11 protein-coding genes are annotated in these 14423 nt (G+C 60.3%); 7 read left to right on the top strand and 4 right to left on the bottom strand.

Annotation, left to right across the window (positions count from 1 at the left end; all coding sequences use genetic code 11):
• Positions 1-25: 25 nt before the first annotated feature.
• Entirely contained in the window at positions 26-1219 is a 1194-nt protein-coding gene (gene kynU / locus GOV79_RS01590) for a kynureninase (RefSeq protein WP_170788350.1), read from the top strand.
• Here the strand turns inward: kynU and GOV79_RS01585 are convergent.
• Positions 1212-1805 carry a TetR/AcrR family transcriptional regulator gene (locus tag GOV79_RS01585; protein WP_170788349.1) on the bottom strand — a complete coding sequence of 198 codons (594 nt, stop codon included), beginning with the start codon at positions 1803-1805 and terminating at the stop codon, positions 1212-1214. The two genes, kynU and GOV79_RS01585, sit on opposite strands and share 8 nt — an antisense overlap.
• A gap of 88 nt (positions 1806-1893) precedes the next feature.
• On the opposite strand from GOV79_RS01585, the gene GOV79_RS01580 reads away from it, so the two are divergent.
• Together GOV79_RS01580 and GOV79_RS01575 are read left to right on the top strand one after the other, a co-directional pair.
• Positions 1894-2358, top strand: a complete 465-nt coding sequence (locus tag GOV79_RS01580) for a (2Fe-2S)-binding protein (RefSeq protein WP_170788348.1) — start codon at positions 1894-1896, stop codon at positions 2356-2358.
• Between the two features lie 3 nt (positions 2359-2361).
• Positions 2362-4602, top strand: coding sequence for a xanthine dehydrogenase family protein molybdopterin-binding subunit (locus tag GOV79_RS01575; RefSeq protein WP_170788347.1), 2241 nt, complete (start codon positions 2362-2364; stop codon positions 4600-4602).
• Between the two features lie 46 nt (positions 4603-4648).
• Here GOV79_RS01575 and GOV79_RS01570 read toward each other — a convergent pair whose 3' ends face one another.
• From GOV79_RS01570 to GOV79_RS01560, 3 genes are all read right to left on the bottom strand, one after another.
• Positions 4649-5428 (bottom strand): gamma-glutamyl-gamma-aminobutyrate hydrolase family protein, encoded by a 780-nt coding sequence (locus GOV79_RS01570; RefSeq protein WP_170788346.1) that lies wholly within the window; start codon positions 5426-5428, stop codon positions 4649-4651.
• Positions 5429-5627: 199 nt separating this feature from the next.
• Entirely contained in the window at positions 5628-6053 is a 426-nt protein-coding gene (locus tag GOV79_RS01565; RefSeq protein WP_170410912.1) for a GlcG/HbpS family heme-binding protein, read from the bottom strand.
• Positions 6054-6135: 82 nt separating this feature from the next.
• The gene (locus GOV79_RS01560) at positions 6136-8271 is read right to left on the bottom strand and encodes a malate synthase G (protein WP_170788345.1); all 2136 of its coding nucleotides are present in this window, start codon (positions 8269-8271) and stop codon (positions 6136-6138) included.
• A 205-nt stretch (positions 8272-8476) separates the two neighbouring features.
• Here GOV79_RS01560 and pepN point away from each other — a divergent pair, with 205 nt between their 5' ends.
• The 4 genes from pepN (at position 8477) to gatB (ending at position 14416) form a co-directional block, all read left to right on the top strand.
• Positions 8477-11029, top strand: coding sequence for an aminopeptidase N (gene pepN / locus GOV79_RS01555; RefSeq protein ID WP_170788344.1), 2553 nt, complete (start codon positions 8477-8479; stop codon positions 11027-11029).
• Positions 11026-11454: a hypothetical protein gene (locus GOV79_RS01550; RefSeq protein WP_170788343.1), complete on the top strand. Its 429-nt coding sequence runs from the start codon at positions 11026-11028 to the stop codon at positions 11452-11454. The genes pepN and GOV79_RS01550 overlap by 4 nt, the downstream gene beginning before the upstream one ends.
• 128 nt (positions 11455-11582) lie before the next feature.
• Entirely contained in the window at positions 11583-12833 is a 1251-nt protein-coding gene (locus GOV79_RS01545; protein ID WP_237217914.1) for a hypothetical protein, read from the top strand.
• Between the two features lie 71 nt (positions 12834-12904).
• A complete protein-coding gene (gene gatB / locus GOV79_RS01540; protein ID WP_170788342.1) occupies positions 12905-14416 on the top strand; it encodes an Asp-tRNA(Asn)/Glu-tRNA(Gln) amidotransferase subunit GatB in 1512 nt (503 codons plus the stop codon).
• Positions 14417-14423: the final 7 nt, after the last annotated feature.

Genomic DNA, 14423 nt, shown 5'->3' with positions numbered 1-14423 from the left:
GAATTTTCATCAGCCCGGAGCATCCATGACCGATTTCAAAGCGACCAAAGCCATGTTCGATCTGCCTAAGGGCGTTGTCTATCTGGACGGCAACTCTCTGGGACCGCTGCCGCGCGCCGCTGGTGACCGGGTGAACGACATGCTGGTCAAGGAATGGGGTCAGATGCTGATCACAGGCTGGAACAAGGCTGGATGGATGGGGCTGCCCGTGGCGCTTGGGGATCGTATCGGACGGTTGATCGGCGCGGAACCCGGCGCGGTGGTAACAGGCGACACGCTGTCCATCAAAGTGTACCAAGCCGTGGCTTCAGCGTTGGAACTGCGCCCGGACCGCAAGGTGGTTCTGTCCGATAGCGGCAATTTCCCATCGGATCTGTATATGGTGGATGGTCTTCTACGCTCGTTAGGACCGGACTATGAATTGCGCGTCGTGGCACCCGAGGACGTGGCCGACAACATCACCGAAGACGTCGCCGTCTTGATGCTGACCGAGGTCGACTACCGCTCGGGGCGGATGCATGACATGAAGGCGCTGAGCGAACTGGCTCATGCCAACGGCGCGATCACGGTTTGGGATCTGGCCCATTCCGCCGGGGCAATTCCCGTAGACCTGTCGGGCTGCAATGCCGATTTCGCGGTAGGCTGCACCTATAAATATCTCAATGGCGGCCCCGGAGCGCCCGCCTTTATCTATGTCGCCCCGCGGCTGGCCGACCGAGTGCGCCCAGCCCTGTCGGGCTGGCTCGGTCATGAAGCACCCTTTGCCTTTGATCTGGATTACCGCCCCGGCGGTGGGATCGAGCGGATGCGTGTCGGCACCCCTCCGATCATCCAGATGACGGCGTTGTCGGCAGCGATGGACATCTGGGACATGGCGGACATGGCCGATGTACGCGCAAAATCGGTGGAGCTGACGGAATTGTTCATTGCGCGGGTCGAGGCCACCTGCCCCGAACTGGTGCTGGCCAGCCCACGTGACCCGAACCAACGCGGTAGCCAGGTCTCGTTCCGGTTCACCGAAGGCTATGCGGCTATGCAGGCACTGATTGCCCGTGGCGTGATCGGTGATTTCCGCGCGCCTGACATCATGCGATTTGGCTTCACGCCGCTTTACATCGACAAACAGGATGTCGCGCGTGCCGTGGAAATTCTGGCCGACATCATGACCAACCGTCTGTGGGATACCCCGGAATACAAGCAACGCCAGCGCGTTACGTGATCGCAAGCGCGGCGCCAAGAAGGGTTGCCAGATTGGCGTTGGAACGGGTGAATTCCTGCGAATCTGCGGCCGAGACCTTGATCCCACGCAAGGCCGACGTGATCATTTTGGCCGTTTCCGACGGCTCATCGAACAAATGCACACGCCCGTTTGCCGCCTCTAGCCCGAGCCAATTCGCGTAAAGCGCGACAAGCTGCGCCTCGCCCTCGGTCACCAGATCGGCAGCGGTCGAGACGCTGACATCCAGCAACTCCAGTCCGTGCGGTGTCGCCAATATTTCGGCCATCCCATCGGTCTGCGCCTCGATCGCGCCGCTGATGATCTGTTGCACTGCCCCCCCGGCTGTCAAAGCCTCGGCGACGGCGGCAATCTTGCGGTCATAATACCGCTGGGTCAGCTTGCGCAGAATCGTCTCTTTGTTCGGGAAATACTGGTACACGGCAGGGCGTGACATTCCCGCACCCTTGGCAATGTCATCCATCGAGGTTTTTCGGAACCCATAGGCCGAAAACGCCTGAAGGGCCGATTCCAGAATGGACTGGCTCTTTTCTCCGGCAACAATATCTTTCAATTCAGCTTCTGACATTTTTAACTCATTTTGTCAGTTGACGATCTGACAGTTTCACCTATTTATGTCAGAATAACCACGCAGCGACAAGCCGAGAGGAAGCGCAATGGCGACCAATCTGACGATCAACGGAACTTCCCATCAGGTGGACCTGCCCGATGATGTGCCCCTTTTGTGGGTTTTGCGCGACGAATTGGGCATGACCGGCACCAAATACGGATGTGGCGTGGCAGCCTGTGGCGCATGCACCGTCCATATCGACGGCGAGGCGGTTCGCTCCTGCCAGGTTGCCCTGTCCGATGTCTGGGGCGACGTCGCAACAATCGAAGGCCTGGGAACGCCCGAAGCGATGGCCACCATACAGCAATCCTGGGTGGATCATCAGGTCGCTCAATGCGGTTTTTGCCAGTCGGGCCAGATCATGCAAGCCGCGGCGCTGCTGGCCGAGAACCCCTCGCCCACCGATGCGGATATCGACGACGCGATGCAGGGCAATTTGTGCCGCTGCGGCACCTATCCCCGCATTCGGGCCGCGATCCACGACGCTGCATCCAAACTGAAGGAGGCGTAAGCCATGGCATCTGTTGGTAAAATCCTGCGCCGCACCTTCCTGATCGGATCAGCCGCTATTGTTGGCGGCGTGGCCTTTGGTGCCTATTACGTGAGTCGCCCCGCCGCCAACCCGCTGAAACCCGGCGATGGTGAAACGGCGCTCAGCCCATTTGTCCTGATCGACCAGCAAGGTGTGACACTGTTCGCGCCGCGCGCCGAGATGGGACAGGGCGTGATGACCACTTGGGCCGCCTTGATCGCAGAAGAGCTGGATGTGGAGCTGGACGATATCCGCGTTCTGCACGGCCCGGCTGCAGCAGCCTATTACAACAACGCTCTGCTGGGCGAAGGGCTGCCGAACAAGGGCTATGACATCTCCGATTTCCAGCACAATCTGGGCGAGGCCTTGGGCGTGATTGGCCGCAGCCTCAGTCTGCAGGTCACGGGCGGATCGACCTCGATGAAGGACGGATTCGAGCGGATGCGCGAAGCCGGGGCCACCGCGCGCGAAACGCTGAAACAGGCGGCGGCGGATCGGTTGGGCGTTGATCGCACTCAGCTGAAGACCGAAGGTGGTGCGGTGATCGCGCCTGACGGCACGCGCCTGCCGTATACGGAACTGGCCGAAGCTGCCGGGCAGATTGAGCCACCCCATGTCGGTCTGCGCGACCCGTCGGATTGGCGTCTGCTAGGACGAAACCTGCCGCGCGTTGATGTGCTGGGCAAGTCCACCGGCACCGCCGAGTTCGGCATCGACGTGCGCCCTGAGGGTTTGAAATTCGCCTCGGTCCGGATGAACCCGAAACTGGGCGGCGTGATGAACGGCTTTGATGACCGCGCCGCCAAAACCATGCCCGGTGTAGAACAGGTGGTCGATCTGGGCAATGGTGTCGCCGTCATCGCCAACAACACCTGGTTGGCCATTCAAGCGGTCGAGGCCATTGATGTGGATTGGGGCGACGCGCCCTATCCGCCTGAAACTGACGGTTTGTTCGCCAAGATCGCCGAGGCGTTCGACGACGCTCCGAACTCGACAATGCGCGATGATGGCGATGTGGATGTCCTGCCCGAAGGTGCGACGGAAATCAGCGCCGAATACACGGTGCCCTACCTGGCGCATTCCACGATGGAACCGATGAACGCCACTGCGCTGTTCACCGGCACCAAGCTGGATCTGTGGTGTGGCAATCAAGCTCCCACCCTACTGCTGGCGCGTGCAGCAAACACCGCCAACCTGGACAAGGACGCGGTCGAGATCCACACCTCCTATTTGGGCGGCGGCTTTGGCCGGCGCGGAGAGCTGGACTTTGCTGAAATCGCGACCAAGGTTGCGATGGCCATGCCCGGCGTCCCGGTCCAGACCACTTGGAGCCGCGAAGAAGACATGCGCCATGACTACTACCGTCCCGGCGCGATTGCCCGAATGCGCGGCGCGGTCAAGGACGGTCAGGCCGTTCTGATCGACGGCAAGGTCGCCGCGCAGTCCTGCACCCAGCAGGCGGTTGAGCGTTATACCGGCCTGCCCGGTGCCGGACCCGACAAGGTGCTGGTCGAAGGCCTGTTCAACCAGCCCTACGCCGTCCCCAATTACCGCATCAGTGGCCATATTGCGGATCTCAGCGTGCCAGTAGGGTTCTGGCGCTCGGTCGGCAACAGCCATAACGGGTTTTTCCACGAGACATTCATGGACGAAATGGCCCACGCCGCCGGTCGCGACCCACTGGATTTCAGGCTGGAACTGGCGAATGACGAGCACGCCCCCTCGGCCGGTGTACTACAAGCGGTCAAAGAGATGTCGGGTTGGACCGGCAAAACTCCCGACGGTGTCGGGCGTGGTGTCGCGATGACTTACAGCTTTGGCACGCCAGTCGCGCAGGTGATCGAAGTGGTTGACGAAGACGGCACCATCCGCATCGCCAAAGCCTGGATCGCCTGTGACGTCGGCCTTGCGCTGGACCCCGGCACGGTCGAGGCCCAGATGTTCGGCGGCATGATCTATGGTCTGTCGGCCGCCGTGATGGGTGAGATCACCTTTGCCGAGGGCGAGGTCGAGCAATACAACTTCCCCGACTACGACGCCCTGCGGATGCACAACGCGCCCGCGACCGAGGTGCGCATTCTGGAAACCAACCGTCACCTTGGCGGCGTGGGTGAGCCCGGAACGCCCCCTTCAATGCCTGCGCTCGGCAACGCCCTATTCGACCTGACGGGCGAGCGTGCGCGCGCACTACCGCTGATCAATCAGTTCAATCTGCTGGTTTGATCACGATGCGCCGGTCTGGTCCTTCTCTCCCGGACCGGCGTACATTTTATGCGCTTTGTTGAACCAACCGCGCACCTGATCCTTCCGACCATGCATGCACGGCTGCCCCGAACGCCTCGAACAGCGGGCGCGAGACCGGGTCGTTTTCCGCGTCCCACTCCGGATGCCACTGCACCGACAGCGTGAACCCCGGCGCGTCCTGCACATAGATCGCTTCGGGCGTACCATCGGGCGCATACCCATCAACAACGATGCGATGGCCTACGGTTTTGATCCCCTGCCCGTGAAGCGAGTTCGTCATCACTTCATGTGCACCCATCAGGCGGTGAAATACGCCACCGTCAGACAGGGTCACGATGTGGCGCAGGGCAAACTTCTCTTCCAACGTGCCATCGGGCGGCATCCGGTGATTCATACGCCCCGGAAGATCGCGGATTTCTGGATAGAGCGTCCCGCCCATCGCCACATTGACCTCCTGAAAGCCGCGGCAAATGCCAAAGAACGGTTGGCCCCGCTCTACGCAGGCCCGCACCAATGGCAGCGCAATTGCATCCCGTGCCCGGTCAAATTCTCCGTGCGCATCCGTCGCGGCTTCGCCGTATTCCTCGGGGTGAACATTGGGACGCGCGCCGGTCAACAGAAACCCGTCACACACCTCCAGCAATTCCTCGACCGACACATAGCGCGGGTCCGCCGGGATTAGCATCGGCAGACAGTCCGAGACATTGGCCACTGCGTCCGAATTCATCGTCCCACCCGTATGGGTCGGGTATTGGTCGTTCATCAAATATGAGTTGCCGATGATACCGACGATGGGTCGAGACATTCTGCTTTCCTGATTTGTTCCGTGTTCAGGGAAAGCTAGCCGCCACGCCCGCCGCGCGCAATGGCACAACCCCTGTGTATCAGCGCAGGCACTTGTTCAGCTATGCACATGGGTGTTGTGATGGGGGCAAATGCCCATTTGTCAGGCGCTTCACACACGCCAAAGGGTCAGAGACCCCGCAGACTCTCTGACCAATGCATCAGATCTCGCCGGTCAGACCAGCAGCCTCGATCCCGGCCATCGCCGCGATCGCATCATTGTCCGAGGTGTCACCGGTCACGCCAACAGCACCGATCACGGCGCCTTTCTTGTCGCGCAGCAACACGCCGCCCGGAACCGGCACAACCTGACCCCCATAGACACCGTTAACAGCAGCCATGAAATAAGCCTGCGCCTCGGCCCGCGCCATCTGCGCGGTGCCGGCCATGCCCAGCATGACCGAGCCATAGGCCTTGCCCTGTGCAATCGCAAAACGACCCGGCGCGGCACCATCTTCGCGTTCAAACGCGATCACATGACCACCGGCGTCCAGAACAACAACCGACAGAGGTTTCAGTTCCAATTCGCGGCCCTTTTCCAAAGCCTTGCGCACAATCGTACGCGCCTTGCGCAATGTAACAGCCATGCCTGATCCCTTTCATCTGGCTAACAATATCCTCGGGGGAGCGGGAGGGGGCAGACAGCCCCCTCGTTCCGACCCTATCCGTTCAACCCAAGCTCGCTTTCAACTCCAAACGGCGGGCGTGCAGAACCGGCTCGGTGTAACCCGAAGGCTGAACCCGACCTTTGAAAACCAGATCGCAAGCTGCTTGGAACGCCACACCATCGAAGCCGGGTGCCATCGGGCGGTAGCTGGGGTCGCCTTCATTTTGACGATCCACCACGGCCGCCATTTTCTGCATCGCAGCCATCACCTGTTCTTCACTGACGACATCATGATGCAGCCAGTTGGCCAGCGCCTGAGATGAAATCCGGCAAGTTGCCCGATCCTCCATCAACCCGATATCGTTGATATCCGGCACTTTCGAACAGCCTACGCCCTGATCGACCCAACGCACGACATAGCCCAGAATACCCTGCGCGTTGTTCTCGATCTCGACGGAGATCTCGTCCTCGCTCAGGTTGCGGCCGCCCAGCAGCGGCACGGTCAGCAGATCACCCAGTGTACCGCGTGCACCGCCTGCGGCCAGTTCGTCCTGACGGGCCAGAACATCGACCTTGTGGTAATGCGTTGCATGAAGCGTCGCCGCGGTTGGGGACGGCACCCAGGCGCAGGTCGCGCCCGATTTCGGGTGTCCGATCTTCTGATCCAGCATATCCCCCATCCGGTCAGGCATCGCCCACATGCCCTTACCGATCTGCGCCTTGCCTTTCAGACCGCAGGCCAGACCGATATCGACATTGCGGTCCTCATAAGACGCAATCCACGGTGTCACCTTCATGTCACCCTTGGGCAGCATCGGTCCCGCCTCGATCGAGGTATGTATCTCATCGCCCGTACGGTCCAGGAAACCAGTGTTGATAAAGGCCACACGCGATTTCGCAGCACGGATGCATTCCTTGAGGTTGGCCGAGGTACGGCGTTCCTCATCCATGATACCCAGCTTGACGGTGTTGCGCGGCAGGCCGAGGATGTCTTCGACCATGTCGAAAATCTCAACCGCGAACGCGACTTCGGCTGGCCCGTGCATCTTGGGCTTGACCACATAGACCGAGCCCTTGACCGAATTCCCGCCCTCTCGCCGCAGGTCATGCATCGCAATCAGCGTGGTACAGAGCGCATCCAGCAGGCCCTCACCGATCTCATTGCCATCACCATCCAGAACGGCCGGGTTAGTCATCAAATGGCCCACATTGCGGATCAGCATCAGCGAACGGCCTTTCAGCACGTCCTGTTCGCCGCCTGCGGTGGTATAGGTCAGATCATCGGCCAGTTTCCGGGTAAAGGTGGTGCCTCCTTTGGTCACCTCCTCAGCCAGATCGCCTTTCATCAGGCCCAGCCAGTTGCTATAGGCCACGACCTTGTCTTCTCCATCCACACAGGCGACCGAGTCCTCGCAGTCCATAATCGTGGACAGCGCCGATTCCATATGTACATCCGCAATCCCCGCCGGGTCGGTCGCGCCAATATTACTAGAGGCATCGACGACGATTTTCACATGCAGCCCGTTGTTCTTCAGCAGAACGAAATCGGGCTTCCCGGCCTCACCGCCAAATCCAACAAATGCCGAAGCGTCGGCCAGCGCGGGTACCAGCGCACCGTCTTCGACGTGCAGATTGGACACATCGGCCCACGAGCCTGCAGCCAGCGGCACCGCGTCATCCAAAAAGCTTTTGGCCCATGCAATCACACGCGCACCGCGTGCTTCGTCATACCCTCCCGCGGCGGGCAGATCGCCCATTGCGTCCGTGCCGTACAGAGCATCATACAGACTACCCCAACGCGCGTTGGCGGCGTTCAGCGCAAACCGGGCATTAGTTATCGGCACGACCAGTTGCGGGCCGGGGATCGAGGCAATCTCAGGATCGACATTGGCGGTTTCGATTTGAAAGTCATCACCTTCTTCGACCAAATAGCCGATCTCGCGCAGAAACCCCTGATAGGCTTCGGCGTCATGGTCCTGACCTTTACGGTCAACATGCCATGCGTCCAGCTGGCCCTGAATCTCTTCGCGCTTGGCAAGAAACGCGCGGTTCTTGGGCCCAAGTTCGGACACCATCCGCGACAGACCATCCCAGAATGTCTGAGCGGTGACACCGGTTCCCGGCAGAGCCCTACCTTCGATGAAGTCGGCCAGAACTGGGTCGACTTGAAGCCCGCTGCGTGTCTGTCTGCTGGTCATTTTGTTCCTCCTGCCAATGTACGCCACTGCATACCGCCAGCATTTAGAGCGTAAGTTTCCGATAGGCAACGTCTGCCGTTGCGTTCTGGTAAAAAAATCTTACCAAAATCGCGTTACCTGGGATAAGCCTCTGCCGCGACACGGCTTGCAGCCCATTGCCACAGACCATAACGTCGCCTCAAACTACAACCGATGCGAGGCCCCGATGCGCGACGCTGCCCCTACGACGATCTATCTCAAAGACTACACGCCCTTTGGCTATCTTGTGGACAGCGTGCATCTAACCTTCGATCTGGCAGCGCACGCCACCCGCGTAACATCGCGCATTGCTTTCCGCCCCAACCCCGATGCCACGGACCGCACCTTCTTTCTGCACGGCGAAGAACTGACCCTGATCCGCGCCTGCATTGACGGGGTGCAGATCGCGCCCGAGGTGACCGATAAGGGCCTGACCGCGCCCGCCCCTGACGCGCCCTTCATCTGGGAGGCCGAGGTTGAGATTGACCCCGGCAACAACACCGCGCTTGAGGGGCTCTATATGTCAAACGGGATGTATTGCACCCAGTGCGAGGCGGAAGGGTTCCGCAAGATCACCTATTATCCCGACCGCCCCGATGTGATGTCCACCTTCACCGTGCGCATCAACGGCGATTTGCCCGTGCTGCTGTCCAACGGCAACCCAAGCGGCAAAGGCGAAGGCTGGGCCGAATGGACCGACCCTTGGCCCAAGCCTGCCTATCTGTTCGCTCTGGTCGCGGGCGAGTTGATCTCGCATCCGGGCCAGTTCACCACCATGTCCGGGCGCGATGTCGAGCTGAACCTCTGGGTCCGCCCCGGTGACGAGGGCAAATGCGCCTTTGGCATGGAGGCGCTGAAAAAGTCTATGAAATGGGACGAGGACGTTTATGGCCGCGAATACGATTTGGACGTGTTCAACATTGTGGCCGTGGATGATTTCAACATGGGCGCGATGGAGAATAAGGGGCTGAACATCTTCAACTCCTCGGCCGTGCTGGCCAGCCCCGAGACCTCGACCGATATGAATTTTGAGCGGATAGAAGCGATCATCGCGCATGAGTATTTCCACAACTGGACCGGCAATCGCATCACCTGCCGCGACTGGTTCCAGCTTTGTCTGAAAGAAGGTCTTACGGTCTTCCGCGATGCGCAATTCACATCCGACATGCGCTCGGCCCCGGTGAAACGCATCCACGACGCCATCGACCTGCGCGCGCGGCAATTCCCCGAAGATAACGGTCCGCTCTCGCACCCCGTACGGCCCGAGAGTTTTCAGGAGATCAACAATTTCTACACCGCCACCGTTTATGAAAAAGGTGCCGAAATCATCGGTATGCTGAAGCGGCTGTTGGGTGATGAAGCCTATGCCAAGGCGCTGGACTTGTATTTCGATCGGCATGACGGGCAAGCCTGCACGATCGAAGACTGGATCAAGGTATTCGAGGATACGACCAGCCGCGATCTGAGCCAGTTCAAACGCTGGTACAGCCAATCCGGCACTCCGCGCGTGACGGTGGCCGAAGAATGGGCGAACGGCACCTACACCCTGACCCTGTCGCAGCGCACCGAGCCCACGCCGGGTCAGGACGAAAAGCTGCCGCAGGTGATCCCGGTAGCCGTTGGCCTTCTGGGCCCGAATGGCGATGAGGTCCGTGCGACTGAGGTGCTGGAACTGACCGAGACCAGCCAGAGCTTTACCTTCACCGGGCTGGCAGCCAAACCGACAGCCTCAGTGCTGAGGGATTTCTCGGCCCCGGTTATTCTGGAACAGGATCAAAGCAACGCCGAACGCGCCTTTCTGCTGGCCCATGACACCGACGCGTTCAACCGCTGGCAAGCCGGGCGCTCGCTGGCCGAAGACACGCTGTTGAACATGATCCGATCCGACGCGGCCCCTGATGCGGACTATCTGGATGGCCTTCTGGCTGTGCTGCGCGATGGTGACTTGGACCCGGCCTATCGCGCACTGATGCTGGGCCTGCCGACGCAATCGGAATTGGCGGCTGCCTTGCACGAGAATGGCGATACGCCTGATCCGATGGCGATCTGGACCGCCGTCGAGACGCTGCGGCAGGTCACTGCACAGCACGTACAGGACCTGCTGCCGCGTTTGCACAGCGAGACCGTGATTGATGCTCCGTACAGCCCGGATGCCGATCAATCGGGCAAACGCGCCTTGGGCGGGGCCGCTTTGGCGTTGACCTCACGACTGGACGGAGGTGCCAAGGCCGCCGAGGAATACAAAGCCGCCGACAATATGACCCTGCAACTGACGGCCCTGTCCTGCCTTCTGCGCGCAGGCAAGGGACAGGCTGAGCTGGCCGCATTCTATGACCAGTGGCAACATGACCGGCTGGTGATGGACAAGTGGTTTGGACTGCAAGTCTCGATGGCGGCACCAGAGGCGACGGCGGATGTGGCGCGCAACCTGACAGAGCATCCGGATTTCAACTGGAAAAACCCCAACCGCTTCCGCGCCGTCATGGGAGCGTTGGCGATGAACCATGCCGGATTCCACCGAGCAGATGGGGCGGGTTATGCCTTGCTGGCGGACTGGTTGATCAAACTGGACCCGGTGAACCCGCAGACGACGGCACGGATGTGCTCGGCCTTCCAAACGTGGAAACGCTATGACACCGACCGTCAGGCTCTGATCCGCGCGCAGTTAACCCGCATCGCAGAAACACCCGATCTGTCGCGGGACACGACCGAGATGGTCTCGCGCATTCTGGGCGCATGACGCCTTACACGTTCACACGTCAGAACAGGACGCCAAGCGTTTTGGCGATCCTGCTCTGCGTGTATGGGGCACTGATTGCCCTGGTGATCCTGTTTGATGCGGCGTGGTGGCTGATGGCGCTGTTGGCGCTGACCACCATGCCCGCGCTGTGGGATATTGCGCGCGGCACCAGCGCCGGTCTGACCTTGGGTCCGGACCGGATCAGCTGGTTCACCGGCGCGCGTCAGGCCGAGGTCAATCTGGCCGATATCGACCACGTGCGCATGGACACCCGCTGGGACTTCAGCGTGCGCGTTTCACTTGTGCTTAGGTCCGAGAAAAAGATTCGCCTGCCCGATGAATCGACCCCTCCGCACCGGGAATTCGAGCGGCTTTTGCAGCAAGCGGGGCTTCGGGTAAAGCGTCATCACTTTACGGTTTTCTAGGCATAATCCCCATCTCAAGACCTAATTGTTCCCAAATTATGGGCAAAACAGGCCCAAAATCTTGAATTTGAATCAATTCGCGGCGACAGTTCAGCGGTTGCCAGTTTTTACAGTTACCGAGTTTCACCATGTTGCGGTTTTTCCGATCCACTGCGCCAAGCGCCCTTGTCCCCGAAATGCCAGCAGATTTGCATCTGTCAGCAGATGTCGCATCCGTGTTCCCGAATCGGGGGCAAGTGAACATCCCGCTGGCCGATGCCCGCGAGGACGACATCGCTGGTCGCGATGCGATCGAGCGGGGCCGCCATCTGGCGCGTCAGGGCCTGTGGACGGTTTTGTCGCAGGAAATGAAAGCAGCGGATGAGGCGCGCACGTCTGCCCCGGACGGGATGCCGATCGCCGATCTGCTGGCCTTCGGGGCCCGGGCAGATGTGGTTCTGGCCGTCGAACATGCCCTGTCCGACCTGAAAGAAGTGCGGGACTATGACCTGCTGGGCGGTATCTCAGAGTTGGAAGACGAAATGCGCGAAAACGCCGGTGATCCGATGATCGCGCTGGTGGTTGCGCTGGCGCATATCGACATCGCATGGGCGTGGCGTGGCACGGCCACCGAGGCCAAACTGCCGCCGCTGCATCAATCGCGCTGTGCTGCGCATTTCGACCGGGCTGCGGCCATCCTGCCTGCTTGTCGCGAAGCGGCGCCGGACAGCCCCCTTGTCGCAGCTGCCGATTGCGCTCTGCTGGCGGGGCAGCGCAAGACGCGCGTCCGCGTGGCCGAAAAATACGAACGCCTGATCACGCTGGACCCGCATAACCAGCGCCACATGCGCGCTATGGGCACGCATCTGCTGCCGCGCTGGTTCGGCAGCTACGAAGAGCTTGAGGTGCAAGCCCTGCGCAATGCCGCCCGCACCCATGATATCTGGGGCGCAGGCGGGTATACCTGGGCCCAATTCGACGCCATCGTCTTGGATGACGAAGCCTGTGCACGGTTGGATGTCGAATATTTCCTGCAAGGTCTTCGCGACATTCTGCGCCACCGCCCCGATCAGGAAATGGTCAACATGCTGGCCGCCTATTGCGCCATCACGATCAAAAAAGGTCAGGGCCAGAACGCCCAAGCCGACGCCGTACGCGCGCAAATCCACGAGGCTGCGAACTGGCTGATCCTTGACCACCTGACCGAGCTGCACCCGCTGGTCTGGGCCCATGCCGCAAACGGGTTCAACAACGCTGTGCGCATCAACTCGACCGAGCGGTTTGCCGCACGCGGCCACCGTGACGCGCTGCGTGCGATTGGCAACCTTTTCAGCGAAGAACTGCGCAAGGGCATGGATGTGACCTTCACCCCCTCGGGCCCGCGCCTGTCCAGCCACTGATTCCCCCTTGCCCCTTTGGCGTGGCACGCCTAATACGCAGGCTTAGACTTCTGCGGAAATAGAGGCGCGCCATGCTCGACCTGACATATGAAATGCCCAAAATCAAAACTATTGCCGGGGCCAAGCACGATTGGGAGCTGGTCATCGGGATGGAGGTGCACGCTCAGGTCTCATCCAACGCCAAGCTTTTCTCGGGCGCATCGACACAATTCGGAGCCGAACCCAATTCAAACGTGGCCTTCGTGGACGCGGCGATGCCTGGAATGCTGCCGGTCATCAACGAATATTGCGTTGAACAAGCGGTGCGCACCGGGCTGGGTCTGAAGGCGGATATCAATCTGAAATCAGCCTTTGACCGCAAGAACTATTTCTACCCCGACCTGCCGCAGGGCTACCAGATTTCCCAGCTGTACCACCCCATCGTGGGAGAAGGCGAAGTGCTGGTCGAAATGGGCGACGGCACCGCGCGAAAGGTCCGCATCGAACGCATCCATATGGAGCAGGACGCGGGCAAATCCATCCATGACATGGACCCGCATATGTCCTTTGTCGATCTGAACCGGACGGGCGTCTGCCTGATGGAGATCGTGTCGCGCCCCGACATCCGTGGCCCCGAAGAGGCCGCCGCCTATATCGCCAAGCTGCGCCAGATAATGCGTTATCTGGGCACCTGCGACGGCAACATGCAGAACGGCAACCTGCGGGCGGACGTGAACGTCTCGATCTGTTTGCCGGGCGCGTATGAGAAGTATCAGGAAACGCAGGACTTCTCGCATCTGGGCACGCGGTGCGAGATCAAGAACATGAACTCGATGCGTTTTATCCAGCAAGCGATTGAGGTCGAAGCCCGTCGTCAGATCGCCATCGTTGAAGCTGGTGGGGAAGTAGAGCAGGAAACCCGCCTCTATGACCCGGACAAGGGTGAGACACGCTCGATGCGGTCCAAGGAAGAGGCGCATGATTACCGCTATTTCCCCGATCCCGACCTGCTGCCACTGGAAATTGAACAAGGCTGGGTCGACGACATTGCCGCCAAATTGCCCGAACTGCCCGACGCCAAAAAGGCGCGGTTCATTGAGGCATTCGGCCTGACCGACTACGACGCCTCTGTCCTGACCGCCGAAGTGGAAAGCGCCGCCTATTTCGAAGAGGTCGCAAAAGGCCGCAACGGCAAGCTGGCCGCGAACTGGGTTATCAACGAACTGTTTGGCCGCCTGAAAAAAGAAGATCACGACATCACCGACAGCCCGGTGTCTCCGGCGCAGTTGGGTGGGATCATTGATCTGATTTCATCGGATGCCATCTCGGGCAAGATCGCCAAGGATCTTTTCGAGATCGTTTATACCGAAGGCGGCGACCCCGCGCAGATCGTGGAAGAACGCGGTATGAAGCAAGTCACCGATACCGGTGCGATCGAGGCTGCTTTGGACGAGATCATCGCCGCCAACCCCGCGCAGGTTGAAAAGGCCAAGGTGAACCCGAAACTGGCGGGCTGGTTCGTTGGTCAGGTGATGAAAGCCACCGGCGGCAAAGCCAACCCCAAAGCCGTGAACGAGCTGGTTGCCAAGAAGCTGGGCGGTTAAATCTACA

It is taken from the genome of Ruegeria lacuscaerulensis, assembly GCF_013034745.1.
GTDB classification, from domain to species: Bacteria; Pseudomonadota; Alphaproteobacteria; order Rhodobacterales; family Rhodobacteraceae; genus Ruegeria; species Ruegeria lacuscaerulensis_B.
The sequence above is the reverse complement of the archived record's forward strand: the minus strand, read 5'-3'. Positions and strand labels throughout refer to the sequence as shown.

Excerpts from the sequence above, each read along its gene's own strand:
- GOV79_RS01570 (WP_170788346.1), bottom strand. The coding sequence starts at position 5,428 with ATGTCTCGACCCATCGTCGGTATCATCGGCAACTCATATTTGATGAAC.
- GOV79_RS01585 (WP_170788349.1), bottom strand. The coding sequence starts at position 1,805 with ATGTCAGAAGCTGAATTGAAAGATATTGTTGCCGGAGAAAAGAGCCAG.
- kynU (WP_170788350.1), top strand. The coding sequence starts at position 26 with ATGACCGATTTCAAAGCGACCAAAGCCATGTTCGATCTGCCTAAGGGC.
- pepN (WP_170788344.1), top strand. The coding sequence starts at position 8,477 with ATGCGCGACGCTGCCCCTACGACGATCTATCTCAAAGACTACACGCCC.
- GOV79_RS01580 (WP_170788348.1), top strand. The coding sequence starts at position 1,894 with ATGGCGACCAATCTGACGATCAACGGAACTTCCCATCAGGTGGACCTG.
- GOV79_RS01575 (WP_170788347.1), top strand. The coding sequence starts at position 2,362 with ATGGCATCTGTTGGTAAAATCCTGCGCCGCACCTTCCTGATCGGATCA.
- GOV79_RS01545 (WP_237217914.1), top strand. The coding sequence starts at position 11,583 with ATGTTGCGGTTTTTCCGATCCACTGCGCCAAGCGCCCTTGTCCCCGAA.
- gatB (WP_170788342.1), top strand. The coding sequence starts at position 12,905 with ATGCTCGACCTGACATATGAAATGCCCAAAATCAAAACTATTGCCGGG.
- GOV79_RS01565 (WP_170410912.1), bottom strand. The coding sequence starts at position 6,053 with ATGGCTGTTACATTGCGCAAGGCGCGTACGATTGTGCGCAAGGCTTTG.
- GOV79_RS01560 (WP_170788345.1), bottom strand. The coding sequence starts at position 8,271 with ATGACCAGCAGACAGACACGCAGCGGGCTTCAAGTCGACCCAGTTCTG.
- GOV79_RS01550 (WP_170788343.1), top strand. The coding sequence starts at position 11,026 with ATGACGCCTTACACGTTCACACGTCAGAACAGGACGCCAAGCGTTTTG.